The sequence below is a fragment of the Pseudomonas sp. SZ57 genome, from assembly GCF_009495975.1.
Lineage (GTDB): Bacteria > Pseudomonadota > Gammaproteobacteria > Pseudomonadales > Pseudomonadaceae > Aquipseudomonas > Aquipseudomonas syringae.
The window spans coordinates 47,032-73,115 of record NZ_WIBD01000022.1; the positions used below are offsets into that span (position 1 = coordinate 47,032).

The window sequence follows — 26,084 nt, forward strand, 5'->3', positions numbered from 1 at the left end:
TTTCACTCCTTTGAAGTCACCCATGGCAGCCAGTCTGGGCTGACTCCCTGACGCCGCCCAGCTAGCAGAACTACTAGGCTGTTGCGCCCTACTCCCGCACAGGCCTCACCCATACCGAGTAATAATGCTCCTGCACGTAGGCGTTGCTGTCAGGTTCCGGCGACCCGCGCATGCTGTCGATTGACGGGAAAAGACCAAGGTTCCAGTTCCGTCTGGCGGGCAATTGCGGCGTGACTCCATTTTGATCAGGCTCACGTGCAGGCTCGGACAAATCCGAGGCCAGCACGCCGGTAATCTGCCCGTTCTGGTCCAGCACTTTCCCGGCCACGAACATGAAATGAAACGGGTAGTCCGATGACAGGCTGCCCTCCAGCCCCCCTCGCTCGATGAAACCGATACCTTCGCCGATCTCGGGAAATGACTGCTCGCCGACGAAATAATCAGAGTGGCCGCGTGCACTTATCCAGTCATCAAGCGCTGTTGTCGTGATATTCAGGCTCACCGGCTGGCCATCCTGCCGGGCGACGACCTCGACATTGGGCACCACGGGCGTCGGATCGCCCAGGCTCTCGCCCTGGTAATCGAACGCGACTTGCCCACCGGCATATTTCGAGACCAGGAATTCGGTGCTGGAGATGCAGCTTTCAGGCACCGCTGCCTTGGCTTCAAGCCTCACATAACCGTCACGATCCGCTGCAATGGAGTGGAACAGGCTCGATGGCACGTTTAGCTTGCCGGGCACCAGCACGTCGTCGTTCATGATGTGCAGGTCTTCATGGTGAACCTGAAGCGTTCCGCTCGCCGTGTCATGAGCGGAATGGGACTCGTGGGTTGCCAAACTACCGGCCGGCCGTCGGGTGCGGATGCTGCAGATCATCTGATCGATGACATTGCCGCCCTTGAGCGCTGGCCGGTTGATCAGCGTGAACTCATGCCCGCCGATGTGACGCACCCAGGGCAGTGCCAGGGTCTCGGCGCGCGACCGGCCTTGCGGCGGCACCAGCAGAAACACCCCGTTGCGCTCATCCCAGTCGGCCCGGTAGATCCTGCCATTATCCAGCTTGATGTAGTCACGCCCTTCAATCGAGTAACTGCCGCGCTTTGGCCCGCTGCTGATCGCCTCGGCACCGGTCAGGTCGACAGCCGCGCTGGCAATCCCCACACCTCGGGTGCGCTCGGGATAAAGGGCGTCGTCGATGTGCAGTTGCAGTTGCGCACCGCTCAGATGTGCATGCTCGACCGGCTGCTCCAGGCTGGTGACCGACTCATAGGTATAGCCGCGCTGCGAGGAGAGAAAAATACGTCGCGCATCGGTTTCCGGGACATCATCAAGGGACAGCACGGCGATACGTTCAATTCTCGACGGGTCGGTAAAGCAGGCTTCGATATGATCGATGATCGACCCCGCATGACTCAGGTAAAACTCGTCGTGCAGATGCCCCGCCAGCATGCCGAGATGCCTGGCAGGCGAATGAGCGAACCAGGCTTTCTCGCCTGACTTCAGGCTGACTTCTGCCATCATCAGGTTGTTGCGCGCCAGCTTCTCCTGAAGCTGACTGACGAAGGCGCTCCGCTCGCTGGCGAGCGGCGGAATGTTTTCCTGAGCAGCCAGAAGCGGCTCGTTCAGACGAAGCTGTTTGAGGATATTCTCCCCCAGGCTCAACTCCCGAGATCTCGATGCCGCCCCCCATTCAATGGTATGGCCCAGCAAGGTGTTGGCCAGTGCCGCCTGGTTGCGTGCAGCAAACAGAATGGCCAGTTCCTCGGGGGTATCGAGGACGTAAAACGGATTTTCCACCGTGGTAATGGACGAAGGCAGCCGCGATTTGATTTTGGCCACGGCATCGATGTTCCTGGCGACCCACTGAGGGTTGCGCACATAGGCTTCGTTCGCCGCCTTCGCGCCATAGAACAGCTCCAGCGCAAAGTCATCATGGGCGATGCCGTTGCGATAATCCGACTGGTCGTGCCACAGGTGAGGCAACGCTCGTTTGGGATCGGCTTGCGGACTGATTTTCTGCAGGGTCAGGGCCACAGGTGGCTGGTCGTGCAACGTCTCGCCCGGCGCCAGCGCCAGGAAGTTTTCGATGGGTACCGTGCCGCGGTAGTGAACGCCGCGATCCGCTTCGATCACCAGTTCCTGCCCGCTGCCATCACTGAGTGTCGCCAGAACACCCGCCACGGTCTTGCTGCCAACCAGGCCTTGCAGCGTGTCGCTTAGCCGGACGGTCACGAACATGCCTTGAGCCGCGACAATCTGTGCCTGAATTTCAGGCTTGTAGGCCGGTATGGCGGGCAACACCCTGGCGACTTCCATGCGGCTGCCGTCAGCGCGAATGAAGGCGGTCGTCTCGACATCGGTGCCCGCATGTTCGAGCACTTCGACATGACCATTACGCTCGGTGACGTATTTGTGCTCGATCACACCAAGCGCCATGGTCTGCTGGCTTACCCTGCTATCTGCGTCGATGACCCGCACGGAGGCTGTTTCAAGCGTCGCCACGCAGTTGTCATACCAGCTGACCGTGTTGGCGGGAGCCAGAAAACGCTCCGGGCGACCGCTGAAGCCAAGCGGAAAATCTTCGGTGTGGGCAAAACGTGAAAGCTGCGGGGCGTCGACCGTTGACTGCGGATGCCTGCGCCATTGCCCGGCTTCCAGGTCCAGCGCATGCAGAGGTCGCAATTCCACCCCAGCCAGTCCATCGACCGTCCGGCAGGCGTGGCCATTGAGCATGTAGATCTTTTCGCTGATGCCACCCAGCAGCACCGCCCGAGCGCCACCTTCGACCATCGCGTTGCCGTTCCAGTCGAGGCGCGTGATCTTCCTCCCCGTTGGCCGCTCGGATATCTGCCCATCCTCGGAAACCCGCCAGTGAGAGCTGCTTGTCGACGGCCGACGCCGCGCGAGGTGTTCGCCCTCGGCTTCGCGTTCGATTGCATCGCTGTGCTCAGGGAGTCGAACCGTTTCGGTCAGATCAGACCGGTCAGGCGCGGCGTGCTCACTGGCGGTCTGTTGGTAATGCAGTATCGCGGAGCGCAGCCCTTTCACCGCCGATATCCCGCAGTGCAGCGCCGAACGCAGGCCGACCAGCAAAAGGCTGAAGTTCTTCACTGACTCTCCGTAGTCGTTGGCCTTGATCGACTCGCCGAGGGCCTGGACCTGCTGGCTCATCGTCCAGACATTGGTGCCTTGCAGCATCAGCACACCCGCCACTCTGGGAGGGAGCGTGCGCATTTTGCACAGCACCAGCTCGGCAATGATGTTGAGTGCATCCATCGCGATGCCTTCATCGTTGTCGTCGTAAATATCGAATCCCAGGTTGATGAAGTTGCCCAGCACAGGAATCAGTCCGCCGACCTGATGCACCAGTTGCAGCACATGCTGGGCGCTGGTCGACATGTTCTGAATGTCATCGTCGTTCGCTCGGGCGCTCAACATCTGCCTGAACGCCATAGCACTGGCTTCAAGCCGGACCTTCTCGTCGGCGCTCAATAACTCGATGCAATGAACCGGTCTGTCACTGTCCGACAGCGCAGCCCCTTCCAGAGTCTGCAAGCGCTCGGCGGCAGTAGCGGAAACCAGCACAAGCCGCTCGGCCTCCAGTGTCCGGTAGGTTTCGGTCGCCTGAATGGCGTAGTTCTCGGCCTCGAGCTTGAACGCTGCCTGTGGCGCGGTCAGTCGCGCAGGCAGGTGGCCGTTGTTGACGAAGGCAATGTTCGCGTCGAATAAACCGGTCAGCTTCGCCTGCAGGGCGTCCAGGCTTGCCGTGTAACGGGTTTTATCGGCGAGCGCCTGAGCCAGTCGGCCGAGCCGTTCATCACGATTGTCGGCAAGTGCCAGTTCGCGGCGCAGGTCTTCGTCATACACCACACTCAGCAGGGTTCGATAACCGACCGACTCTTCGTGCCTGAAAAACGTACCGGTATTGATCCAGCCCGCCTGGTAACTGATATCGAACGAAGACCGTGCAATCACCGGCCAGCAGGCTTCGTTCAGCCCCAGATAACGGCACAGTTCACGCGCCACGAACTCCGGCTGGGTCGGCTGCAGAACGACTTGCAGTCGCTGTTGGTCCTCGAGGTTCTGCGCAATCACTCTGTAATAGGCGTTGACTGCATCATTCAAGCGCCGGGTATAGGCCGCCTGACGCTGCGCGTGCGGCAAAGCCGGCAGGTCCTCCTGGTAATGGGCCAGCAGATAACGGACCGCGCGCTGCAATGTCACCGAGTGGCCGACGTCCCATTGCACCTCGCGCAACTCCTCGGTCAGTTCCACGAACCGCGACCTGATGACGTCATAAGCCCCAAGCGCAAGGGGATCCACGTACAGAAACGGAGGTTCTTTGCTACGGATATCGAAGGCTTCGATGTCGATATCGCTCAGCGGATGACGACGCTGGACAGGATTGGGCACGATCACTTCCACGATCAGCCGCTCGATATTGATCGCCCCCTCGGCTTCGCCATAGCGAATGGTGTTGATCATGTAAGACGACAGTTCCTGGTGCGCCGCGTCGAAGTATTCGGCAAGATCCTTCGCGCGCCAGGGATTGACGGTGTGCTGCTCCCGATAGATGTCATGGTGGCCGTCGCTGTCGTAAACGACCAGTTTCAGGGTGATGCCACCGGCTTGCTGGAGCATTGCCAGCAGCGCGTTTTCATTGTCTTGCAGCGACGCGCCGAAATGTCGGTGGCTGTTCAGCAAGGTACGGCAGCGGCCAAGATGCCACTGCATCTCCTTCTCCAGCTCGAGGTCGATGACACCGTAGTCGTCAGTGCCATGCGCCTGGACCTTGTGCTGCCGGAAGGTGTAGACCTGCGATGTATCGAGCATGAAACGCTGGTGTTCTGCGAGGGTGAAAGGCAACGCGGGTGCCATCGCCGCAGGATGAGCTTCGCGCTCTGCGGGCAACAGCGCAGTGATCGCCTGCAGCAGATCGTCTCGGGTTGCAGCCAAGGGGATATCGACACCGTAGTAATCGAGCAGGCCATGCAGGGAGACGGTTCGATCGTCGCGAATGGCCAGAATGCACCTGGCATCCGCCGACTCCAGATGCGGCGCCAGCGGGGCGAGGCTGTCCGTGAAACGGATGACCCGCAGGTGCACGTCTGACAGTGTGGCGTACACAGGTTGCCGACCTTCGGAAACGCCCTGCAGTCGCAGTGAGTGAACCGGCCGGCCGGCATTCATCCTGACACGCAGCACACAGGCAAAGGGCTGGCTGAAGTCCAACCGGGTCGTGTTGACCAGGTCAAGAACGTAGCGCAGGTCTTTACGGCGTACCCCGGGCAACAGATCTGCATCGACATCGCCAGCCGGGTCCACGCCGGCGATACCTCGGAGCAACGTCTTGAACTGCTGCAATATCGAACCGCCAAACGCAACGCCGGCAAACAGCGGCGAGTCTTCGGCCACCGCCACGAACACTCTGTCGGTCGCACAGGTGCCGGTCTTCACGTCCCGTATTCGTGCCCGCAGCGTGTTCAGCAATCTGGGGTAATCGCCCAGGCTGCGGTCGACGCGCTCGGTTCCGACGCTCGGCGAATGTGACTCGCGCTGATGACTCTGCGCAATATCGAACGCCGCCTTGGCCAGTTCGTACTCGGGGCCTGCCGCCAGTGTTGGCGAATCAGCGGAACGGGTAACGCGCTCTGCGCTGTCCCTGAGCGCGTTCAGTTCATCGTCGAACAGCACTGATTTCAGGGTATTCAGGAGCTCGATGTCGTCGGCCCATCGCCCGAACGAGCTGGCAGCCCCGAGTAGCTGAATCTCGTCCAGTAGCGTGAAACCTTCAGGCCGGGGCCGTTGCAGAATGGCGGCCAGTTGCTCGCTGCCTTCAGCGGCCAGTACGTGCTGAAGCCTTTCCCGGCTGGCAGCTGACAGGGAAGGTAGTGATGAGGTGTCGGTCATTGCTGATGCTCCGTGCATTCCAAATGACCGACACCATGCTGTTTCGCGGAAAAAGCGGGGTAATACATAGATGTTTTATGACGCTGCAGGTCAGATACCGAGCAAATACCGGACGTTGCTGTTGTTCGCGGCCCCGCGACGGGAACAAGCTTCTGTTCCTCCAGTCAAACCCTCTGCTTCATCGCCCACTCACGGGCGGTTCGAGTTCGAGAAAGGTAACGCAATGAAAACTGCACGCGCAATGGCTTTGGCAACGTTGATGGCGGTGGCTGCAAGCCCTGCATTTGCCTTCAATCTGAATGACGCCGCGAACGCGGTCTCCAATGTCACCAATGGCAATCAGAAAGCCACGGCGGCACCCGAAGTCGCGGGGCTGCTCAATACCCTCGGTACGCAGCTCAATGTCACTCCGGAACAGGCGGTTGGCGGGACAGGTGCGCTGCTCGGGCTGGCGAAAAACAAACTGACCAGCACCGATTATTCGCAGTTGGCCAAATCGGTCCCGGGCCTGGAGCAAATGTCCGGCACGTCCGCACTGGAAAGCCTTGGCGGCGCCAACGGGCTGGGCAGCCTGCTGGGCGGCAAGTCGGGCAATAACTCGATGCTCAACAGCGCACTGGGCAACGTGCAGAGCATGGGTGATGTGAATAACGCCTTCAAGGCGTTGGGCATGGACAGCACGATGGTCAGCCAGTTTGCCCCGCTGATTCTGCAATACCTGGGGCAGCAAGGTGCCAGTGGTTCGGCGTTGCAGAGTTTGAGTGGGTTATGGGGTACCGGGAGCTGAACCGGACCTTATACGCGTAGCCTTCCTCAATATATCTCCGCTCTTGTACTGCTTTTTTTGCATAGCGCCTGAGATCAACGCACCTGCTGAATTGAAGGCCGCGCCAACCATGGCGGTGCTGCGGCCTTCAGGTAATTGCCGAGCCCATTTGATAGCCGCCGCCCCAAAGGCGGCCGGGTCGCTTTTTTTCCCCGAATACACTTGCGACGCCAGCCCCGCGTAATACTCGGCCTGCTCAAAACTTAACCTTCCGTCTCCGTGACTGGCAAAATTGCGATTCACTTGACGGAGGTTTTTGATGAAGGAAGACTGGCTGTCATTGAATCGTTCAAGCGCGTCATCAAGCCATTTTCTGCTGCCTTGCAGAGGCATCGGTGAGCTGACTGCAGGGATCAACCCTTTGCGGGTTGTTTCAATCACGTCGTCGAATTGCGCGCTGATCAGCTTTACAGACTTTATCGTGCGCGTACTGAACACTGCCAAAACCACCTGAAAGACTTGCCCCGTCGGATCGACGTTATTGACAGGGTCTCCTCCACAGTAGGCATAACCATTTATCCCGCCCTTGCCAAACGGGCTCAGCGTATCCGGGCTGTTAAAGCGCATCAGCGTCGGGTTGAATGCGCGAAGTCCATTGCCCAGCAAGTAATATCCAGTGACCGGATCAATCGTCTGCCCTGTAAAACCGGGTACGCCCAGTGCGGATGTTTGCGGGGATCGCATGCCATAAGGGCTGTAGACAAACGCCTGATTGCGCATGGCATCAAGGCTGTGCAGCACCGAGCTGGCTTGATCTGTGGCAAGCAGATCGAACAGGGCCCGATCAGATTCCACACGGCGCATTGCCAGTAAAAGATCCTCTGTCTGAACGACAGACTGGTGGGAAGTACCCTGTATTGCTGTGCTCAGGCGGTTGTTTCGATAGAAACGCCTGACGACCTCCTGCCCCGCAGGGGCAATGTTTGCCAGTCGGTCCAGTGCGTCGTAACGGTATGAGCCGATCAGCGAAACATCGGGCGATGACATGAGAGCGGATTCCGGCAACATTAAAGGCCAGTCTCATCCGCCAGTTTCGCCTCGTCTAGCTGTCAGAACTGTCAGTGCCCAGGCAACTCCAGCCGCAACGCCGCAATGCGCGCATCCTTTTCGTCCCAGAGCTGATTGACCCAACCCTGCACTTTCTCGCGAAACACAGGGTCGTTTTCGTAATCGCCCTGCCACAGCGCCGGGTCCAGCTCGCGGGTCCGGATGTCGACGATCACGTTGGAAACCCGGCCGCAGAGCATATCCCAGAAACCGGGAATGCCTGAATCGGGATACACGACCGTGACGTCCAGGATGGCATCGAGTTGCTCGCCCATTGCCGCCAGCACGAAGGCAACGCCGCCGGCCTTGGGTTTGAGCAGATGGGTATAGGGCGAGCCCTGGGCCGCATGTTTGGCCGCGGTGAAGCGCGTGCCTTCCAGGTAGTTGACGATGGTCACCGGCTGGCGCTTGAACAGTTCACAGGCGGCCTTGGTGATTTCCAGGTCCTTGCCCTTGAGCTGCGGATGCTTCGCCAGGAACGCCTTGCTGTAGCGCTTCATGAACGGGTAATCCAGCCCCCACCACGCGAGGCCCAGCAACGGTACCCAGATCAGTTCTTTTTTCAGGAAGAACTTGAAGAACGGCGTGCGCCGGTTGAGCGCCTGGACCAGCGCGGGGATATCCACCCACGACTGATGATTGCTGATGACCAGGTAGGAGGTGTCACCACGCAGCCCTGCATCGCCACGAATGTCCCACTGCGTCGGTATGCAGGTGGCGAAGATGACCTTGTCGATCTCGGCCCAGGTTTCGGCGATCCACATCACCACAGCCGAACAGCGATCGCGCATCCGGCCTCTGAACAGCAGCTTGAGCAACGCAAAAATCAATAGCGGACCGATAAGCACCAGCGTATTGATCAGTAACAGCAGGGCAACAAAACAGCCGGTGAACAGACGGCGCATGACAGACTCTTGAAGGTTCAGGGGCGGCAATAATAAAGATCCTCGCGTTTTACGCCAATTACACAGGTGCTTACAAATGTTTCACGTCTCGGCCTTTATGCTGACGTCATATTTATCCTGACGAACCTACTGCAGGTTCGCTGTCTAAACCCGGGCGCCAATCAGGCGCTGACTATTGCGAGGAACCTCTCACGTGAAACCGATCCTGGCGCTATTGTCTTTGCTGGCCCTGCCGGTCATGGCTGCTGAACCGACGTTGTATGGCCGCTACGAGAACATCAAGGTTGCGGAAATAGGCCAGACCTTCAAGGCCAAGATGGACACCGGCGCACTGACCGCCTCGCTGTCGGCAAAGGACATCGAGTTGTTCAAGCGCGATGGTGATGACTGGGTACGTTTCCGCCTGGCAACCAAGGGTGCGGACGACAAGGTGTATGAGCACAAGGTCTCGCGGATCAGCAAGATCAAGGGACGCGCCGAAGGTGACGACGATGACGACGAAGGCATCAACCCTGCCAAGCGCCCTGTCGTTGACCTGGAACTGTGTCTGGGCGACAAGAAGCGTACGGTCGAGGTCAACCTGGTGGACCGCAGCCACTTCAACTTCCCGCTGCTGATCGGTGCCAAGGCACTGCGTGAGTTCGACGCCGCAGTCAATCCGGCCCGTCGCTACACCGCTGACGAGCCTGATTGCTGAGGTTGTTCATAGTCCCCAGTATCGTGTGATGCTCCACGCCCGATCCGGGATGTGCGGTGCGGCGCATATCTGTGACGCAGAGCGTCACCCACGGCATTCCCACGCTGGAGCGTGAGGAACGATAGCCGCCCGCAAGAACACCATCGTGCCCATGCTCCGCGTGGGTATGCATTTCTGGACGCTCTGCGTCCTATCCGGGATGTGCGGTGCGGCGCAGATTGACTCAGACCGGCGGCTGGGTCGCGATCATCGACGGGCGTTGACTGACGTCCAGGTACCAGGCGGCCAGTCGCGGATAAGTGCTGCGCCAGTTGAGATCCGGCTGGCGGAAATCCAGATATCCAAGTGCAACGGCAACGCTGATCGATGCGATATCGAAGGACGTGCTGAGCTCGGTGACCGCGTCGCTTTCGAAGTAATGCAGCGAGCGTTCAATCTTCTGCTGCTGGTTGTCCAGCCACTGGTCCCAGTGTTTTTCCTGCGGACGCAAGGCGGTTTCGTAGCGGATCAGCACTGCCGCATCCAGCAACGCATCGGCCAGCGAAGCCAGGGTCAGGCGCCTCCAGCGGGCCGAGCCTTCCCGGGGGATCAGTGGCAGGCCCACGTGCTGATGGTCGAGATAATCAAGAATCACCCGGCTGTCATGAATGACATTACCGTCGGCCAGCCTTAACGCGGGAAGTTTGCCGGCCGGGTTGTCTTCATTGAGCTCGGCAGATGGGCTGACCGGCGTCAGCACTGTGGTCTGCAACTCGACGCGATCGAGCTGAGCGGTTTCATGCAGCATCACCATCACCTTGCGGGCGAAGGGTGAAGCCGCGTTGAAGTACAACGTCATCGTGGGCGCTGACATGGGTATTCCTCGAATGAGACAGGGTCCTAGACTAGTCAGCCTGTGACGCGTCTGCAATCAGCGTTTCAATCAGCCGCGCCGCACCAGCAAGCCCTTGATACTCAACAGGGCTGCCGTCCCCATGCCCAGCCACGCCAGCGTATCCCACCAGCCGTCACCCAGCAGCGCGGCGAACAAGCCGACGCCGATAAGCAGCGCTATCACGGTGGGTATCGCAAAGGTCTTCCAGAATCGCGATGGCCTGGAACTCATTGCGCCACCTGAGCCTGAACCACGCTCACCGAGCGCGCGGTACGACGCCTCACCCACCACAGATAAACGCCGCTGCCGAGCACGATGATGGTCAGCACGTCCAGCACTGCCCAGAGAATCTTCATCGGCATGCCGCCGTAATCACCGAAGTGCAGAGGTTGCGACATGCCCAGTGCGTCCATGTACCAGGGGCGTTCGACCACGGCGGTGACGTGCAGGGTCCGGGCGTCGATCAGCACCGGTGTGGCGAGGTGCGCAGTCAGGTGTGTATTGCCTTTGAGGAACACCGCGTAATGATGCTCGCTGGAGAAGCGCGTGCCGGGGAAGGCGATGAAATCGGCCTGCATGCCGGGCGCAGCGGATTCGGCAATTTCCAGCAAGCGAGTCGCTGGGGCGCGCTGGCTCAATGGCGGCGCGTCCTTGTAAGGAGCGATCATGGTGGCCAGCGCGTCATTGCGCCAAGAGGCAATCAGCAGATCGGCGCAGGCGCTGATCACCCCGGTCACGCCGACCACCAGCGCCCAGGTCAATGTCACTACGCCGATCAGGTTGTGCAGGTCCAGCCAACGCGTACGCGTGGATTTATTGACCCGTACCTGGCCGAACTCCAGCTTGCGCATGAACGGCGCATACAACACGGTCCCGGAAACGATCGCCACCACAAACAGCAAGCCCATGAACGCCAGCAACAGTTTGCCGGGCAGGTTGGCGTACAGGTCTACGTGCAGGCGCAGCATGACCATCATGAAGCCGCCGTTGGCAGAAGGCATTTCCAGTGCCTCACCGGTGCGCGCATCGAGGGCGAAGGTGTGCGACGAGTTGGGCTCGGTACCGGCGGTTGCAGCGGTGATTGCCATTACGCCATTGGGGTCTTCGTCGTCCCAGCCAAAATACTGCATCACCTCACCGGGGCGATGCGCTTCGGCAGCCCTGGCCAGTTGCTCCAGGTCCAGGCGTGGGGTGTCGGCAGGCATCTCTTTGTAATGCGGAGCGTCGCCGAGCAGATGATCGATTTCATGATGAAAGATCAGCGGCAGGCCGGTGACAGCCAGCATCAACAGGAACAGGGTGCAAATCAGACTGCTCCAGGTATGCACGATGGACCAGCGGCGCACGGTTTGGCTTTTCATGGTTTATCCACAGACGAAGAGACGCAGCGCTGGGCGCGTCCCCGAAATGACTTGTAAGACTAAGCCGCTCGAAACCGAAAAAGTGTCAGAGCGATCCGCTGTCTGCATGAACGGGAATGTTTCAGAGTTTTGCCGGAGGATTACCGGGCTGTTGATCCCTGGGCAGCACGGACACCCACCACGCCGTGTGTTGCTCGATCTGCACAGGCAAGGTCGGCAGCAGCGCCTTGAGCGCCAGGTCGGTATCGGTCAGCGGGAAGGTGCCGGTCACCCGCAGATCAGCCACTTTCGGATCGACGCCCAGATGTCCTGTCCGGTAGCGCCCCAGTTCAGCGAGCATGTCCGCCAGCCGCGCGTTGTCCACCACCAGCATGCCGCGCGTCCAGGCGTCGACGCCGGAAGGCATGCCAAGCAACGGGCCAAGGCCGTTGCGGGTCAGCAGCACCTGTTGGCCCTCGCGCAGAACCTGTTCACCGGAAGCATTACGCGGGTGGGCGACAACCGCCGATTGCAACACGCTGAGCAGGGTTCCATCGGACTCGCGCCGGACCAGAAAACGCGTTCCCAGAGCGCGCATCTTTCCATCCGCCGTCTCGACGATGAAGGGCCGCGGGTCGTCATGATCGCCGGTCTGCACCAGTATTTCACCGTCCTGCAGAATGACCCGACGTTGCTGCGCATCGAAGCGCACATCGATTGCGCTGTGGGTGTTCAGACGAATCAGGGTGTTGTCCGCCAGACGCACGTCGCGCTGTTCACCGGTGGCGGTGCGCTGGTCGGCAAGCCAGTAATCCATCGGTAGATAGCGGTCGCCGACGAACAATGCCAGGCCCAAGGCCATGAACACTCCGGCCAGACCGCCACCCAGCTTGCGCAAACTGTGTCGCAGGGCACCCGGTGACTGTTGCAACGCCTTGCGTGCCGGACCTGCGGGCAAAGCAAAGCGCTGATTGACCATGCCCAACTGACTCCAGGCCCGGGCATGCTCTTCGTCGGCGGCCAGCCAGCGCGCCAGTTCGGCGTCATTGCCGCCGTTGCTGTCCATGTTCAGTTGCCACTGGATGGCCGCATCGAGCACACGGGCAGAGACCGGTCTGGTGTTCACGTCGGCTCACCGTAAAGTGCCACGTAGCACTGACGCATGGCCTGAGCCAGGTATTGCCTGACGCGCGAGACCGAAACGCCCAGCGTCTCGGCAATCTCGGCGTGACTCATGCCGTCGAGGCGACTGTACAGAAAGGCTGCACGCGCCTTGCTGGACAGCGTGCCGAGCATGCGGTCGATGGCCTTGAGGTCTTCCAGAATCAGCAGTTGCTCTTCCGGAGAGGGCTGCTCGGCCTCTGGCACCTGCATCAATTCCCCGAGGTAAGCCTGCTCCAGCGCAGCGCGTCGGAAGTGATCGAACATCAACCCTTTGGCGACGGTTGCCAGGAAAGCACGCGGTTCTCTGGGCGCAAGCAATTCATGGCGCCCCAGCAAGCGCACGAACGTGTCCTGACTCAAATCCTGAGCACGTTGCGGGCAGGCGACATTGCGTCTGAGCCAGGCCAGCAGCCAGCCGCGATGATCGCGATACAGCGCACCAACGATCTCGCTATGAGTGCTTGGGACTGACGACACGAATGGCCTCGATGAGAAAGTTCTAACTAAAGAGAATCATTCGCGATTGTGGCAGAGCGGAGGGGTAGTGGCAATTCGCGTCTGTCGGGAGGGGATATGTATCGTGTCGACTCTCGTGCCAAGGCTCCGCATCCATCGCGACGCAGAGCGTCGGGAAATGCATTCCCGAATCGTGGGAGTGAGCTTGCTCACGAAGAGGCCGGTGCAGCCGCTGAAAATCTACTGATCCATTAATACGCCTTCGCGAGCAAGCGAAGCGTCTCCCAGCTCGCTCCCACAAAGCCCCAGATCGTCCTGAAAGCCCCCGAATCTGGAGAGTGAGAAACGAGAATCTCGTAACTGTCGTGCCAATGCTCCAGTGTGGAAATGCATTCCACGCTGGAGCATGCACAACCAAAGGCGTCCCGGGAGGACGCTTGGTCGTCGGATCAACCCTGGTGGCTGATCTCGCGCAGCGGCTTGCCGCGTGCCGGCTTGTCGCCTGCGACGAAGTAGTCGGCCGTGCTGCGTGGCAGCGGCTGGCGACCACGGATCTTGTCGGCGATTTTCTCGGCGATCATGATCGTTGGTGCATTCAGGTTACCGGTGGTGATGATCGGCATGATCGAGGCATCGACCACGCGCAGGCTCTGCAGGCCATGCACGCGACCCTGTCCATCGACAACCGCCATCTCGTCGGTGCCCATCTTGCACGAGCAGGACGGGTGATAAGCCGTTTCGGCATGCTCACGCACGAACTGATCCAGCGCCTCGTCGGACTGCACGTCGATGCCGGGGCTGATTTCGCGGCCACGGTATGGGTCCAGTGCCGGTTGCTGCATGATCTCGCGAGTAAGGCGGATGCCGTCGCGAAACTCCTGCCAGTCCTGCTCGCTGGCCATGTAGTTGAACAGGATGCTCGGGTACTCGCGCGGGTCTTTGGATTTGACCTGCACACGACCACGGCTCGGCGAACGCATGGAGCCGACGTGAGCCTGGAAACCGTGCTCCTGAACGCCCTTGGTGCCGTTGTAGTTAATCGCGACCGGCAGGAAGTGGTACTGAATGTTCGGCCATTCGAACGCTTCGCTGGAGCGAATGAAACCACCGGCTTCAAACTGGTTGCTGGCACCGATACCTGTACCGAGGAACATCCACTCGGCACCGATGGCAGGCTGGTTCCACCACTTCAGCGAAGGGTACAGCGACACTGGCTGGGTGCAGGCGTACTGCAGGTACATCTCCAGGTGATCCTGAAGGTTCTGGCCAACGCCAGGCAGGTCATGAACCACCGGAATATCCAGCTTGTTCAGCACTTCGGCCGGGCCGACGCCGGACCGCTGGAGAATCTGTGGCGAAGCGATTGCGCCGCCACACAGCAGCACTTCCTTGCGGGCACGGGCCTGGATGCGCGTGTCGCTGTCGCCTACCAGATACGCCACGCCGACGGCACGCTTGCCTTCGAACAGGATGCGATCGGTCAGCGCGTGAGTGACGATGGTCAGGGTCGAGCGCTTCTTGGCCTCGTCCAGATAACCACGGGCGGTACTGGCGCGACGACCGTTAGGCGTCACGGTGCGGTCCATCGGACCGAAACCTTCCTGCTGATAACCGTTGAGGTCGTCAGTGCGCGGGAAACCGGCTTGTACGCCTGCCTCGACCATCGCGTGGAACAGCGGATTGTTGCCCGCCTTGGGCGTGGTCACGCTGACCGGACCTTCACCACCGTGGTAATCATTCGGGCCGATGTCGCGGGTTTCAGCCTTGCGGAAGTACGGCAGGCAATCGAGGTAGCTCCAGTCTTCGAGACCCGGCTCCTTGGCCCAACCATCGTAGTCCATCGCGTTGCCGCGGATATAGCACATGCCGTTGATCAGCGACGAGCCGCCCAGGCCTTTACCGCGACCGCATTCCATCCGGCGGTTGTTCATGTGCGGCTCTGGCTCGGTCTCGTAGGCCCAGTTGTAGCGACGGCCCTGCAGCGGGAATGCCAGGGCGGCAGGCATCTGGGTACGGAAATCCAGACGGTAGTCCGGGCCACCGGCTTCGAGCAGCAGAACGGTGACGCCTGCGTCTTCGGTGAGACGGGCTGCCAGGGTGTTACCGGCCGAGCCGGCACCAATGATGATGTAGTCGTATTCGGATTGAGTTGTCATAGAGGCTCCCTCATAGAGCTGCGAGTTTCAAGCCTGGGCCGCAAGCAGAAGCAGCCAGGCGATACTCGTGAAAATGGGGTGCGGCAGGCAGCTTTTGAGTGCGTCTGCTTGAGGCCTGCCGCGTGCCACTGAAACCGTGTTTAGAAAACCGAGGCGTAATCGCCCAGCTCGATCTGTACCGACTTGATGCGCGTGTACTGGGCCAGCGAGCTGATGCCGTTCTCACGACCGACGCCCGACTGCTTGTAACCGCCGACCGGCATTTGTGCCGCCGACTCGCCCCAGGCATTGATCCAGCAGATACCGGCTTCCAGCAGATGAATCACGCGGTGGGCGCGGTTCAGGTCGCGGGTCACGATGCCTGCAGCCAGACCGAAGTCAGTGTCGTTGGCGCGGCGCACCACTTCATCTTCGGTGTCGTAACCGAGGATGCTCATCACCGGGCCGAAGATTTCTTCACGCACGATGGTCATCTCGTCGGTGCAGTCGGTGAACACGGTCGGCGCAACGAACGCGCCTTTGTCGAACACACCGCCAGTCAGGCGATCGCCGCCGCACAACAGACGTGCGCCCTGCTCTTTGCCCTTGGCGATGTAGCCCAGCACGCTTTCCATGTGCTCGAAGCTGACCAGCGGGCCGAAATTGATGTTTTCGTCTTCCGGGTTACCGGCGCGGATGCGCTTCACACGCTCAAGGATCTTCGCTTCGAACTCGGCCTTCAGGGCGTTCGGCACGAACACGCGGGTGCCGTTGGTGCAGACCTGGCCGGAACTGTAGAAGTTGGCCATCATCGCGATGTCAGCGGCGCGGTCCAGATCGGCGTCGTCAAACACGATCAGCGGTGACTTGCCGCCCAGCTCCATGGTCACCTCCTTGAGCGACGAGCTCGAGGCGCTGGCCATGACTTTCTTGCCGGTGTCGGTGCCGCCGGTGAAGGAGACTTTCTCGATGCGCGGGTGCTCGGTGATCCAGGTGCCGACTTCACGGCCGCTGCCGGTCAGCACGTTGAATACGCCGTTCGGTACGCCCGCTTCGGTGTAGATTTCTGCCAGCTTCAGGGTGGTCAGCGAAGTGACTTCACTCGGCTTGAAGATCATCGCATTGCCCGCCGCCAGTGCCGGGGCGGATTTCCACAGTGCGATCTGGATCGGGTAGTTCCAGGCGCCGATACCGGCTACCACACCCAGCGGCTCGCGACGGGTGTACACGAAGGAAGAATCGCGCAACGGGATCTGCTCGCCTTCGATGGCGGGCACCAGACCTGCGTAGTATTCCAGCACGTCGGCGCCGGTCACGATATCCACGTAGCGGGTTTCGGAGATGGCCTTGCCGGTGTCCAGCGTTTCCAGAGTAGCCAGTTCATCGTTGCGCTCACGCAGGATGTCGACGGCACGGCGCAGGATGCGCGAACGCTCGACCGCCGTCATGGCGGCCCAGATTTTCTGACCCTTTTCGGCCGCGACGACGGCGCGCTCGACATCGTCCTTGCCGGCACGCTGGATCTGCGCCAGGACTTCGCCGTTCGCCGGGTTGATGGCGTCGAAGGTTTCAGGGTTGCTGGCATCGACATAACCGCCATCGATGTAAAGTTTCTGCAGTTCAAAACGGGCCATAAAGTCCTCGCAAATTCAGTGGGGGGCGATGCCTGTTTTCAGTGTGCCGGGTTGGTTCGGCAACAGGCTTCTACAGTCGTTCGGTGAGGAGCTTCGAAAGCTTCAGCTCGCCGATTTCGCCAATTGAAAGTCCATGTACTCGTAAGCGATCCGTTGCGCTTGCTCGGTGTCGAATGCATCGCCTGACAGCGCGCCTCTCAGCCACAACCCGTCTATCAGGGCTGCCAGCCCGCGGGCGGCGCTGCGTGCCTGTTCCAGTGGCAAGGTGCGGCGGAACTGACAGCACAGGTTCGAATACAAACGGTGGTCGTTGATACGCTGCAATCGGTGCAGCGAAGGGTGATGCATGCTGGTCGCCCAGAAGGCCAGCCAGGTTTTCATCGCCGGGCCGCTGACCTGACTGGCGTCGAAGTTGCCTTCGATGATCACTTGCAGGTGAGCCCTGGGGCTGTCTTCGGTCAGCGCCTGACGGCGTTCGCGGACGTTCTGGATCAAGGCGTTCATCAGGTGCCGCATCGTGGCGGCGATCAGGCCGTTCTTGTCCTGAAAATAGTGACTGATGATGCCGTTGGATACGCCTGCCAGTCGCGCAATCAGCGCAATGCTGGCATCGCCCATACCGACCTGATCGACCGCAGTCAGCGTGGCCTGGATCAGCTGTTGGCGGCGGATGGGTTGCATTCCGACCTTGGGCATTGGCGCGATTCTCCCGGGTGTCTGCAGTGATCGTTGTAACGAAAAGACGAGACCAGTCTAAAGATTTTTTATTGAACGATCAATCAATAAAAAATCGGAAGCGCGTTTTCACTGCCTGTCGGGCAGTCTGAATCCGTCCAGCCATCACTTTGCGGAAAGGCACAGATCTGTGACGCGGAGCGTCACGCAAGGCATTCCCGCGCTGGAGCGTGCGGAACGATAGGATCTACAACTATCGTGCCCATGCTCCGCGTGGGTATGCCGTTCTGGACGCTCCGCGTCCTCCAGGTGCGCGGCTTGGATCTGTGACGCGCAGAGCGTCACGACAGGCATTCCCACGCTGGAGAATGAGGAACAATGACCTCAACTATCGTGCGACGCTCCGCGTCGCATGCCGTTCTGGACGCTCTGCGTCCGGTCCTCAGCGCCGTAACAGTTCAATCCTGCAAAACCACATCCGCCAGCTCATCAATCGCTTCCTGCCGCTCAGCCTGATTCGGTTTGGGCTGCGGGTTGAGTGTCGACCACTGCGGGTGGGCGCGTGCGCGTGACAGGGGTTCGGGGATTTTGCCTTTGCGCCAGGTCTTGTCCTGCGGCGTGGTCAGTTCGATGCTGTGCAGGGCAGCGTGGCCCCTGACACCCAGCGCCAGCAGCAAGTGGCGCTGACGCAGGGCGAGCAGGCGCAGTACCGCATCGTCGACGGTCAGCTCTCTGCGCCCCTTGAACTTGCCGAGCAACCGGCCCCCGTAGCTGCGCGCTGTGGATAACGCACCACCGGCGATCGCCCCGACCAGCGCCGCCGCACCCAGCGTCACACCGCCAACCATCAGGTCGACCCCTGCCCCGGCCGCTGCGCCAGCCGCTACACCACCGCCAACGCGCACGCCCATCAACTTCAGGGTTTCCGGGTTGAACAGGTCATCGCCCCAACGGCCATCCATCAACGGCAAATCGCTGCTGGATACATCATCCTTGCGAAACGCATACAGCTTGAGCAGCGCCTCGACGCACTGCTGCTCGCGCTGCCGAACCGCCTTGCGCAGCGCTTCCACCGCCTGCTGCTCCTGGTCGGCGGTGGTTTCGACACTGCGTCGGCAAGCTGCGCAATCAATCAACAGTTCGGCGATCAGGCGAGCAGCGCTGTGGCGTTTGGCTGTGCGCTGTTTTTCCTGATCGTCAATCAGCCGCTCGAGCCGCGGCCGCGCGCTTTCCAGCAACAGTGCCAGGCTTTCATACAGACGACGGCCGCCGTCTTCCGGGGGCGCCACGCTGTCGAAACGCACCAGCGCATGCAGGCCCAACCGTGAAAGCGCTTCGCGCCACTCAGGCTCGCGGTGCTGCTGCGCACTGACGAAATTCAGCACCGGCAGCAGTGGCTTGCCACAACTCGCCAATACCGCCAGCTCGTCACGGTATTTGGCCAGCACCGGCTCACGCGCATCAATCACATAAAGACCCGCGTCCGAGTCGAGCAACTGGCGCATGACCTTGGCCTCCTGCTCAAAACGCTGGCGTGCCTCGCTGCCCTCCAGAAAGCGCGCCAGTCGCGCCGGTCCGTCCAGACGCTCGCCGGGACGGTCCAGACGCTCCAGATAATCGAGCAGCGCGATAGCGTCTTCCAGGCCAGGCGTGTCGTACAGCTCGACCAATGCCTCGCCGTCCACAGAAAGACGTGCGCCCTCGACATGGCGAGTCGTGCTGGGACGATGGGACACTTCGCCGAAACTGACATCACCCGTCAGGGTACGCAGCAGCGAGGTCTTGCCGACGTTGGTATGACCGACCACCGCCAGCCTGATCGCACGAGTGCTGTCTGCTTCAGTCATGGCCTGTCTCCAGCCAGTTCAAAGGCGCACTGTCGGCGTGCGGCAACTGCAATTGATCCAGCGCGACGTGCCAGTCGCCGAGGCGCTCAGGGTCAAGCCCCTGCCCGGCAGGCGCGGGCAGCAGCCAGATGCGCGCTGCCCCGGCGCAGCGTGCCAGTTCGGCGATCAACGCCAGACTGCCACGGTCCGGTGAGCGGCGCGGGTCGCAGGCGATCACCATGCGCGCAGGCGGATACTGGCTCAGTTGCTCCAGCAGTTTGTGGCGCGACTCACGGCTGTCGAGAATGCCTGCATCGGCAACACCCGACGGCAGCGCTGGCGGCCAGACTTGCTGATCATCCAGTTCGATGGCCACCAGCAGCGCGCCGTTGCTTTCAACGGCCCCCAGGCCGGACTGCACCTGATGCAGCGCAGCAGGCTCGGCGTCGTTGACACCCAGACGCTCGCTGCTGGGCATCAGGCGCTCACGCAATTCAAGGTATTCGGGTAAATCCAGATCGAGGCGCAGCGCCGCCCTGCCCTGCTTCCAGCGCCACAGGCAGAACCCGGCCAGCAACAGCCGCGGCACGATGCCGTACACCAGCAGCACACCGACCAGCCACGCCGCCCAGGCCTGACGCGCGTTCTCGATACTCATCGCGCCATTGCCGCTGGCACGAATCATGGTTTCGTCCGGCACGCTGAACCCCAGCCACGCCGGGATCGTACTGAGCGTCTGGGTTAGGCTGACGAACGTGTCGCTGCTCAGAATGGTGGTTTCCCAGACAAACCCGTAACGTCGGGTCGCCATCAGCATCAACAGCAACAGCAGCGCAGTGAGTAACGCCAGCAGCCACAGGCTGTGAACCACCAGCCCCAGCGCCCAGCGATTCAGGCGCTGGCGTTGCAGCAGCAACACCAGCGCGGGGGCGAGCTGCGCGGCCTGGGCATCACGGGCGAGCTTTTCACTCAGCCACAACCACACTCGACCCAGCCCGCTATTACTGCGCCCGGCGAAGATCAGGCCCAGCGCCCAGGTCAGCAACAGCACAAGGTTCAGCCCCAGCAGGCTGCCCAGCGCCCAGAACACATTGACCGGTGCCTGCCCGTCGCCCATTGCGGCGAACGCCAGGCCCGCGCCACTGATGACCGAGAGCACCGCCAGCGCAATCAACGCCAACCGCGCGCCCTGCTTCCAGTGGTGCAGTGCGCCAAGCATGCCGTCGCGCTGCGCCAGGCCCAAGGCGCGGTGGGTGATGCGCGCCGTCAGGTCGCCTCCGGCAGCGCGGGCACGGCGATTGGCTTCCTGATCATCCAGCACGCCAGCCTGCTGTTCACGCAGGCGCACGGCTTCGGTCAGCCAGAGGGTATCGAGGGGGGTCAGTGCAGTCACACAGTGTCTCTTGATTGAATTCAGCGGTGAGCATAACCGCAGTCATGGGACTGAGCACGGCACATGTCAGTTCATTCGCCTGCCCTGCGACCTCTGATATCCTCGCGACATGAAAACTCATCTGCCCCTCAGCCTGATTGCCGCCCTCGGTGAAAACCGAGTGATTGGCGTCGACAATTCCATGCCCTGGCATTTGCCGGGGGATTTCAAATATTTCAAGGCAACGACGCTCGGCAAGCCGATCATCATGGGTCGCAAGACCTGGGATTCGTTGGGCCGCCCGCTGCCCGGCCGCCTCAATCTGGTGGTCAGCCGCCAGACCGACCTGCAGCTTGAAGGCGCAGAAGTCTTCGCTTCGCTGGACGCCGCCGTCGTGCGGGCCGAGCAGTGGGCGCAGGAACAGGGTGTCGACGAGGTGATGCTGATCGGCGGCGCGCAGCTTTACGCTCAAGGCCTCCCTCAGGCAGATCGCCTGTACCTGACTCGCGTGGCGCTGAGCCCTGACGGCGACGCGTGGTTTCCGGAATTCAATACGGCGCAGTGGGCGCTGGTATCCAACACCGAAAACGCCGCCGTCGATGACAAACCGGCTTACAACTTCGAAGTGTGGGAACGCGTCTGATCAGCAATTTTCGGCACAATTGCGGCCGCTGACGAAAAACTGCAACAAAAGTGTCGTTTTTGGTTTCACTGTCGCAAATAAAGGGGCAAACGGCGTCATTTGGCCTTTTTCGGGTCGCTGACGTACTTTTGCCTTCACAATAATTTGTTACGGTCTGCCCCTTCGTTTTTTCGACAAGGGGAAATCGCCTATGAAACTCGTGCCAAAACTGTTGGCCGCGGCCGTCTGCTTCGGGCTTGCCAGCCAGGCTATCGCAGCCACCGAACTGAAGCATTGGCCCGAGCCTGCCGCCAAGGCGCTCGACGCGATGATTGCGGCGAATGCCAACAAGGGCAATTACGCCGTCTTCGACATGGACAACACCAGCTACCGCTTCGACCTCGAAGAGTCGCTGCTGCCGTACATGGAAAACAAAGGTCTGATCACCCGCGAAACACTCGATCCCTCGCTGAAGCTGATCCCCTTCAAAGACACCGCCGAGCACAAGGAAAGCCTGTTCAGCTACTACTATCGTCTTTGCGAAATAGACGACATGGTCTGCTATCCGTGGGTCGCGCAGGTGTTTTCCGGCTTTACGCTTCAGGAGCTCAAGGGCTACGTCGATGAGCTGATGGCCCTGAAAAAGCCGATCCCTGCGACCTACTACGAAGGCGACACCGTCAAGCAGCTCAATGTCGAGCCGCCGCGGGTATTTACCGGGCAGACCGAGCTGTACAACAAGCTGATGGAAAACGGCATCGAGGTGTATGTGATGACCGCCGCGTCCGAAGAGCTGGTGCGTATGGTCGCTGCCGATCCGAAGTACGGCTACAACGTCAAACCGCAGAATGTGATCGGCGTGAGCACGCTGCTCAAGGACCGCAAGACAGGCGAACTGACCACCGCACGCAAGCAGATCACGGCGGGCAAATACGATCCGAAAAGCAACATGGGCCTGGAGCTGACGCCATACCTGTGGACGCCGGCAACCTGGATGGCGGGCAAGCAGGCGGCCATTCTGACTTACATCGATCAGTGGAAAAAACCGGTCCTGGTCGGCGGCGACACCCCGACCAGCGACGGCTACATGCTGTTTCACAGCGTCGATGTGAGCAAGGGCGGCGTGCACTTGTGGATCAACCGCAAGGACAAGTACATGACCCAGCTGAACGGCATGATCAAGGACAATGCCGAAGCTCAGGCCAAGGAGAAGCTGCCGGTCACGGCGGACAAGAACTGGGTGATCGTCAAGCCGGACGAGATTCAGTAAGCGACACGACATTGCGGGTTGTCAGCAACCCGCAAGCACAATCAGTCGACTTTCTCGAACTTCAGATCCCAGACGCCGTGCCCGAGCTTCTCGCCACGGCGCTCGAACTTGGTGATCGGCCGTTCCGCAGGGCGCGGGACGTACTGGTTGTCTTCGGCCTGGTTGCGATAACCGGGCGCAACGCTCATCACTTCCAGCATGTATTCCGCGTAAGGGCCCCAATCGGTGGCCATGTGGAACACCCCGCCGACCTTCAGTTTGCTGCGCACCAGTGCGGCGAATTCAGGCTGCACGATGCGGCGCTTGTGGTGACGACTCTTGTGCCACGGGTCCGGGAAGAACAGCATCAGACGATCCAGGCTGTTGTCCGCCACGCAGCGGTTCAGCACTTCGATGGCGTCGCAATCGTAGACGCGCACATTGGTCAGCCCCTGGGTGAGTACGCCATTGAGCAGCGCGCCTACGCCTGGAGAGTGCACCTCGACACCGATGAAGTCGTGCTCGGGAGCCGCAGCGGCCATTTCCAGCAGCGAGTGGCCCATGCCGAAGCCGATTTCCAGCGTGCGCGGCGCAACGCGACCGAACACCTGATCGAAATCCACCGACGTGTCGGTCAGCGACAGGCCGTACAACGGAAGGCCTTGATCGAGGCCGCGCTGCTGACCTTCGGTCATACGGCCAGCTCGCATCACGAAACTCTTGATGCGGCGGTGTGGGCGCTCTTCGCCTTCTTCGACAGCAGGCGACTCTGGGTGCGGAACGTGCGAATCAGTCATCAACGGGCTCTTACTTGATCAGGCCATCCAGCGGCGAAGACGCGCTGGCATAGAGTTTTCGTGGCATGCGCCCGGCGAGGTAGGCCAGACGGCCGGCAATTACGGCGTGCTTCATGGCTTCAGCCATCATTACCGGCTGCTGGGCGTGGGCGATGGCCGAGTTCATCAATACGGCTTCACAGCCCAGTTCCATCGCGATGGTGGCATCGGAGGCGGTACCGACACCGGCATCGACCAGCACCGGCACTTTGGTTTCTTCAAGAATGATCTGCAGGTTGTACGGGTTGCAGATGCCCAGACCGCTGCCGATCAGGCCGGCCAGCGGCATGATCGCGATACAGCCGATTTCGGCCAGCTGGCGGGCGATGATCGGGTCATCGCTGGTGTAGACCATCACGTCGAAGCCGTCCTTGACCAGGATCTCGGCGGCCTTGAGGGTTTCGATCACATTCGGAAACAGGGTCTTCTGATCGGCCAGCACTTCGAGCTTGACCAGATTGCGCCCGTCGAGCAATTCGCGGGACAGGCGGCAGGTGCGTACGGCCTCGGTCGCATCGAAGCAGCCAGCGGTGTTCGGCAATATGGTGTAGCGATCAGGCGGCAGCACGTCCAGTAGGTTCGGCTCGCCGGGGTTCTGGCCCAGGTTGGTGCGGCGCACGGCAACGGTCACGATCTCGGCGCCCGAGGCTTCGATGGCCAGACGGGTCTGTTCCATATCGATGTACTTGCCGGTGCCTACCAGCAGGCGCGACTCGAAAGTCCGACCGGCCAGGACGAAGGGCTTGTCGCTGCGAACATTGCTCATCGGAAATCCTCATAACGTGCAGATTGGGTTGGGCGCAGTGCGGATTGCGAACTAGCCACCGCCAATGGCATGAACCACTTCGACCTGATCGCCCTCGCTCAGGACGGTCGTCGCATGCTGACTGCGCGGCACGATATCCAGGTTCAGTTCCACCGCGACCCGGCGCCCTGCAAGGTCCAGACGGGTCAGCAATGCCGCGACGGTTTCGCCATCGGGCAATTCATGGGGTTCGCCGTTCAACTGAATGTGCATGCGAGAGCAGCCATCATTTTTGGGGGGCCAGCATTCTAGCCCGATCAGCCGGTATGACCAAGGCAAAGCCACGCCATTCGTCTCAAGCGCGCCTGCTTTGCGAGGAGCAGACATTCAAGGAGGCGAACCCAGCCTCCACGCCGCCAGACCCAGCATCGACCAGCCGAACAGAAATGCCAGACCACCGAACGGCGTGATGATGCCCAGCTTGCTGAACCCGGTAAGGGTCAAGGCGTAGAGGCTGCCGGAAAACAGCAGAATACCGACCGCGAAGGAGAATCCGGCCCAGGTGATCAGGCGTCCGGGGATGTGCGTTGCCAGGATCGCCACGCCGAGCAGGGCCAGCGCGTGAATCAGTTGATAAAGCACACCCGTGTGGAACACCGCCAGGTACTCGGCACTCAGGCGTTCCTTGAGGCCGTGGGCGGCAAATGCGCCCAAAGCCACACCGGTGAAGCCGAAGAAGGCGGCCAGCATCAAAAAGCTACGAAGCATCAGGAACTCCAGAAAAATCGTCGGAAGGCGCACGGTCTGTATAATGGCCCGCTCAACGGGTTCGGCCAAGCCATCTCTATGCTGCAGTCTATTCTTCGTCGCCTCTTCAAAGCCCTGCTTTGGTTCGCCGCAGGCAGTGTTCTCGTGGTTCTGGTTCTGCGCTGGGTACCGCCACCGGGCACCGCGCTGATGGTCGAGCGCAAGGTAGAATCCTGGTTCGACGGCGAGCCTATCGACCTGCAACGCGACTGGGAACCGTTGGGCAAAATCTCCGACAACCTGAAAATCGCAGTCATTGCCGGCGAAGACCAGAAATTCGCCGAGCACTGGGGTTTCGACGTCGACGCGATTCAAGCGGCCATTCTGCATAACGAGCGTGGCGGCTCGATACGCGGGGCCAGCACGCTCAGCCAGCAGGTGTCGAAAAACCTGTTCCTGTGGTCCGGCCGCAGCTACCTGCGCAAGGGGCTGGAAGCCTGGTTCACCCTGCTGATCGAGCTGCTCTGGTCCAAGGAGCGCATCCTCGAGGTGTACCTCAACAGTGTCGAGTGGGACGAAGGCGTATTCGGCGCCCAGGCTGCGGCGCAACACCACTTCCGCACCAACGCCAGCGCGCTTTCCGCCCAGCAGGCCAGCTACCTCGCCGCCGTACTGCCCAACCCGCGCCAGTGGAGCGCCAGCCACCCGAGCAGCTACGTCTCTCGCCGCGCAGGCTGGATTCGTCAGCAGATGCGTCAGCTGGGTGGGGATGAGTATTTGCAGGGGCTGAACAGCAGCCGTCGCTGGTGATGTTTGCGCTCGGTTTCAATGGCCTCTCTCTACCTACGTTCGGGCATGAGAACGGGCCTTTGTAGCAGCGAACTTGTTCGCGAAGGCATTGTTTTCAACGCCAAATCTTCTGCGACTGTACGGGCCCTTTCGCGAACAAGTTCGCTCCTACGTGTGGGCATGGGAGCCGGATGGCTTTTGTGGGAGCGAACATGTACGCGAAGGCCACGTGTC

22 protein-coding genes are annotated in these 26,084 nt (G+C 60.8%); 5 read left to right on the forward strand and 17 right to left on the reverse strand.

Annotated elements, in window-relative coordinates; all coding sequences use genetic code 11:
- Positions 1-88: 88 nt before the first annotated feature.
- Complete coding sequence (locus tag GE543_RS19625) at positions 89-5,911, reverse strand: hypothetical protein (protein ID WP_153222184.1); 5,823 nt, start codon at positions 5,909-5,911, stop codon at positions 89-91.
- Between the two features lie 223 nt (positions 5,912-6,134).
- Here GE543_RS19625 and GE543_RS19630 point away from each other — a divergent pair, with 223 nt between their 5' ends.
- On the forward strand, positions 6,135-6,698 hold the full coding sequence (locus GE543_RS19630; protein ID WP_153222185.1) for a DUF2780 domain-containing protein: 564 nt from the start codon (positions 6,135-6,137) through the stop codon (positions 6,696-6,698).
- Here GE543_RS19630 and GE543_RS19635 read toward each other — a convergent pair.
- Positions 6,678-7,724 (reverse strand): RHS repeat-associated core domain-containing protein, encoded by a 1,047-nt coding sequence (locus GE543_RS19635; protein ID WP_256664785.1) that lies wholly within the window; start codon positions 7,722-7,724, stop codon positions 6,678-6,680. The two genes, GE543_RS19630 and GE543_RS19635, sit on opposite strands and share 21 nt — an antisense overlap.
- 71 nt (positions 7,725-7,795) lie before the next feature.
- Positions 7,796-8,689: an acyltransferase gene (locus GE543_RS19640; protein ID WP_003411895.1), complete on the reverse strand. Its 894-nt coding sequence runs from the start codon at positions 8,687-8,689 to the stop codon at positions 7,796-7,798.
- A 193-nt stretch (positions 8,690-8,882) separates the two neighbouring features.
- On the opposite strand from GE543_RS19640, the gene GE543_RS19645 reads away from it, so the two are divergent.
- Positions 8,883-9,386 carry an ATP-dependent zinc protease gene (locus tag GE543_RS19645; RefSeq protein WP_003393621.1) on the forward strand — a complete coding sequence of 168 codons (504 nt, stop codon included), beginning with the start codon at positions 8,883-8,885 and terminating at the stop codon, positions 9,384-9,386.
- 223 nt (positions 9,387-9,609) lie between these two features.
- Here the strand turns inward: GE543_RS19645 and GE543_RS19655 are convergent, their stop codons facing one another.
- The 10 genes from GE543_RS19655 to GE543_RS19710 form a co-directional block, all read right to left on the reverse strand.
- Positions 9,610-10,239: a glutathione S-transferase family protein gene (locus GE543_RS19655; protein WP_153222187.1), complete on the reverse strand. Its 630-nt coding sequence runs from the start codon at positions 10,237-10,239 to the stop codon at positions 9,610-9,612.
- 69 nt (positions 10,240-10,308) lie between these two features.
- Positions 10,309-10,491: a hypothetical protein gene (locus tag GE543_RS19660; RefSeq protein WP_003316145.1), complete on the reverse strand. Its 183-nt coding sequence runs from the start codon at positions 10,489-10,491 to the stop codon at positions 10,309-10,311.
- Entirely contained in the window at positions 10,488-11,621 is a 1,134-nt protein-coding gene (locus tag GE543_RS19665; RefSeq protein ID WP_153222188.1) for a PepSY domain-containing protein, read from the reverse strand. Before GE543_RS19665 ends, GE543_RS19660 begins: the two co-directional genes overlap by 4 nt.
- Before the next feature lie 121 nt (positions 11,622-11,742).
- Positions 11,743-12,726 (reverse strand): FecR domain-containing protein, encoded by a 984-nt coding sequence (locus GE543_RS19670; RefSeq protein ID WP_371927201.1) that lies wholly within the window; start codon positions 12,724-12,726, stop codon positions 11,743-11,745.
- Positions 12,723-13,241, reverse strand: a complete 519-nt coding sequence (locus tag GE543_RS19675) for an RNA polymerase sigma factor (protein ID WP_371927202.1) — start codon at positions 13,239-13,241, stop codon at positions 12,723-12,725. Before GE543_RS19675 ends, GE543_RS19670 begins: the two co-directional genes overlap by 4 nt.
- A 428-nt stretch (positions 13,242-13,669) precedes the next feature.
- Positions 13,670-15,376 (reverse strand): choline dehydrogenase, encoded by a 1,707-nt coding sequence (gene betA, locus GE543_RS19680; RefSeq protein WP_003411904.1) that lies wholly within the window; start codon positions 15,374-15,376, stop codon positions 13,670-13,672.
- Positions 15,377-15,516: 140 nt separating this feature from the next.
- Positions 15,517-16,989 (reverse strand): betaine-aldehyde dehydrogenase, encoded by a 1,473-nt coding sequence (betB, locus tag GE543_RS19690; protein WP_153222189.1) that lies wholly within the window; start codon positions 16,987-16,989, stop codon positions 15,517-15,519.
- Between the two features lie 102 nt (positions 16,990-17,091).
- Positions 17,092-17,685 (reverse strand): transcriptional regulator BetI, encoded by a 594-nt coding sequence (betI, locus tag GE543_RS19695; RefSeq protein WP_002555619.1) that lies wholly within the window; start codon positions 17,683-17,685, stop codon positions 17,092-17,094.
- Positions 17,686-18,122: 437 nt separating this feature from the next.
- Entirely contained in the window at positions 18,123-19,511 is a 1,389-nt protein-coding gene (locus GE543_RS19705; RefSeq protein WP_153222190.1) for a GTPase/DUF3482 domain-containing protein, read from the reverse strand.
- Entirely contained in the window at positions 19,504-20,883 is a 1,380-nt protein-coding gene (locus GE543_RS19710; RefSeq protein ID WP_371927203.1) for a DUF2868 domain-containing protein, read from the reverse strand. The genes GE543_RS19705 and GE543_RS19710 overlap by 8 nt, the downstream gene beginning before the upstream one ends.
- 109 nt (positions 20,884-20,992) lie before the next feature.
- Between GE543_RS19710 and GE543_RS19715 the strand changes: the two genes are divergently transcribed.
- Positions 20,993-21,505, forward strand: coding sequence for a dihydrofolate reductase (locus GE543_RS19715; RefSeq protein WP_024961236.1), 513 nt, complete (start codon positions 20,993-20,995; stop codon positions 21,503-21,505).
- Between the two features lie 190 nt (positions 21,506-21,695).
- Positions 21,696-22,754 (forward strand): haloacid dehalogenase-like hydrolase, encoded by a 1,059-nt coding sequence (locus GE543_RS19720; RefSeq protein WP_153222192.1) that lies wholly within the window; start codon positions 21,696-21,698, stop codon positions 22,752-22,754.
- A gap of 41 nt (positions 22,755-22,795) precedes the next feature.
- Here GE543_RS19720 and trmB read toward each other — a convergent pair whose 3' ends face one another.
- The 4 genes from trmB to GE543_RS19740 form a co-directional block, all read right to left on the reverse strand.
- Positions 22,796-23,443, reverse strand: a complete 648-nt coding sequence (trmB, locus tag GE543_RS19725; protein WP_218571925.1) for a tRNA (guanosine(46)-N7)-methyltransferase TrmB — start codon at positions 23,441-23,443, stop codon at positions 22,796-22,798.
- 97 nt (positions 23,444-23,540) lie between these two features.
- Positions 23,541-24,335, reverse strand: a complete 795-nt coding sequence (locus GE543_RS19730) for a thiazole synthase (protein ID WP_003304387.1) — start codon at positions 24,333-24,335, stop codon at positions 23,541-23,543.
- A 51-nt stretch (positions 24,336-24,386) separates the two neighbouring features.
- Complete coding sequence (gene thiS, locus GE543_RS19735; RefSeq protein ID WP_003341343.1) at positions 24,387-24,587, reverse strand: sulfur carrier protein ThiS; 201 nt, start codon at positions 24,585-24,587, stop codon at positions 24,387-24,389.
- Between the two features lie 114 nt (positions 24,588-24,701).
- Positions 24,702-25,082, reverse strand: coding sequence for a DUF423 domain-containing protein (locus GE543_RS19740; RefSeq protein WP_003372515.1), 381 nt, complete (start codon positions 25,080-25,082; stop codon positions 24,702-24,704).
- A gap of 78 nt (positions 25,083-25,160) precedes the next feature.
- Between GE543_RS19740 and mtgA the strand changes: the two genes are divergently transcribed.
- Complete coding sequence (gene mtgA / locus GE543_RS19745; RefSeq protein WP_153222194.1) at positions 25,161-25,871, forward strand: monofunctional biosynthetic peptidoglycan transglycosylase; 711 nt, start codon at positions 25,161-25,163, stop codon at positions 25,869-25,871.
- Positions 25,872-26,084 lie beyond the last annotated feature (213 nt).

Excerpts from the sequence above, each read along its gene's own strand:
- GE543_RS19625 (WP_153222184.1), bottom strand. The coding sequence starts at position 5,911 with ATGACCGACACCTCATCACTACCTTCCCTGTCAGCTGCCAGCCGGGAA.
- GE543_RS19630 (WP_153222185.1), top strand. The coding sequence starts at position 6,135 with ATGAAAACTGCACGCGCAATGGCTTTGGCAACGTTGATGGCGGTGGCT.
- GE543_RS19635 (WP_256664785.1), bottom strand. The coding sequence starts at position 7,724 with ATGTCATCGCCCGATGTTTCGCTGATCGGCTCATACCGTTACGACGCA.
- GE543_RS19640 (WP_003411895.1), bottom strand. The coding sequence starts at position 8,689 with ATGCGCCGTCTGTTCACCGGCTGTTTTGTTGCCCTGCTGTTACTGATC.
- GE543_RS19655 (WP_153222187.1), bottom strand. The coding sequence starts at position 10,239 with ATGTCAGCGCCCACGATGACGTTGTACTTCAACGCGGCTTCACCCTTC.
- GE543_RS19660 (WP_003316145.1), bottom strand. The coding sequence starts at position 10,491 with ATGAGTTCCAGGCCATCGCGATTCTGGAAGACCTTTGCGATACCCACC.
- GE543_RS19665 (WP_153222188.1), bottom strand. The coding sequence starts at position 11,621 with ATGAAAAGCCAAACCGTGCGCCGCTGGTCCATCGTGCATACCTGGAGC.
- betA (WP_003411904.1), bottom strand. The coding sequence starts at position 15,376 with ATGACAACTCAATCCGAATACGACTACATCATCATTGGTGCCGGCTCG.
- betB (WP_153222189.1), bottom strand. The coding sequence starts at position 16,989 with ATGGCCCGTTTTGAACTGCAGAAACTTTACATCGATGGCGGTTATGTC.
- betI (WP_002555619.1), bottom strand. The coding sequence starts at position 17,685 with ATGCCCAAGGTCGGAATGCAACCCATCCGCCGCCAACAGCTGATCCAG.
- GE543_RS19705 (WP_153222190.1), bottom strand. The coding sequence starts at position 19,511 with ATGACTGAAGCAGACAGCACTCGTGCGATCAGGCTGGCGGTGGTCGGT.
- GE543_RS19715 (WP_024961236.1), top strand. The coding sequence starts at position 20,993 with ATGAAAACTCATCTGCCCCTCAGCCTGATTGCCGCCCTCGGTGAAAAC.
- GE543_RS19720 (WP_153222192.1), top strand. The coding sequence starts at position 21,696 with ATGAAACTCGTGCCAAAACTGTTGGCCGCGGCCGTCTGCTTCGGGCTT.
- trmB (WP_218571925.1), bottom strand. The coding sequence starts at position 23,443 with ATGCGAGCTGGCCGTATGACCGAAGGTCAGCAGCGCGGCCTCGATCAA.
- GE543_RS19730 (WP_003304387.1), bottom strand. The coding sequence starts at position 24,335 with ATGAGCAATGTTCGCAGCGACAAGCCCTTCGTCCTGGCCGGTCGGACT.
- thiS (WP_003341343.1), bottom strand. The coding sequence starts at position 24,587 with ATGCACATTCAGTTGAACGGCGAACCCCATGAATTGCCCGATGGCGAA.
- GE543_RS19740 (WP_003372515.1), bottom strand. The coding sequence starts at position 25,082 with ATGCTTCGTAGCTTTTTGATGCTGGCCGCCTTCTTCGGCTTCACCGGT.
- mtgA (WP_153222194.1), top strand. The coding sequence starts at position 25,161 with ATGCTGCAGTCTATTCTTCGTCGCCTCTTCAAAGCCCTGCTTTGGTTC.